Genomic DNA, 381 nt, shown 5'->3' on the forward strand with positions numbered 1-381 from the left:
CGGCGGGCGGGGCCCCCGCCGTCCCCGCGGCGACGACGCCCCCGACGATGGCGCAGGTCGTGTCGACGTCGCCCCCCGCCTGGGCGGTCACCCAGAAGGCCTCCTCGAAGTCGCCGAGGCTCCTGGCCGCCGACCAGAGGGCGAACGGGACGGTGTCGTGAGCGCTCGTGCGGCGGCCGTTGCCGAGGACCGCGGCGACCGTGCCGGCGTCCTTGTAGTCCAGCATGTCGCGGGCCCTGCGCAGCCCGGCGCCGACCGCGCTGCGGGGCACGAGGGCGATCACGCCGTCCAGGAGATCCTCGGGCTTCGGCGGCCCGGCCGGGGCCGCGGCGAGCGAGGCGGCCGCCGCGACGGCCATCGCACCGACGACGGCCTCACGGT

The 381-nt window shown here is 78.5% G+C and carries 1 protein-coding gene; it reads right to left on the minus strand.

The window, feature by feature from the left end:
- Positions 1-381 (minus strand): ADP-ribosylglycohydrolase family protein (locus G3I71_RS50020; RefSeq protein WP_164325639.1); only part of this gene is annotated, 381 nt, incomplete at both ends.

Source organism: Streptomyces sp. SID12501 (assembly GCF_010550245.1).
Classification (GTDB): domain Bacteria; phylum Actinomycetota; class Actinomycetes; order Streptomycetales; family Streptomycetaceae; genus Streptomyces.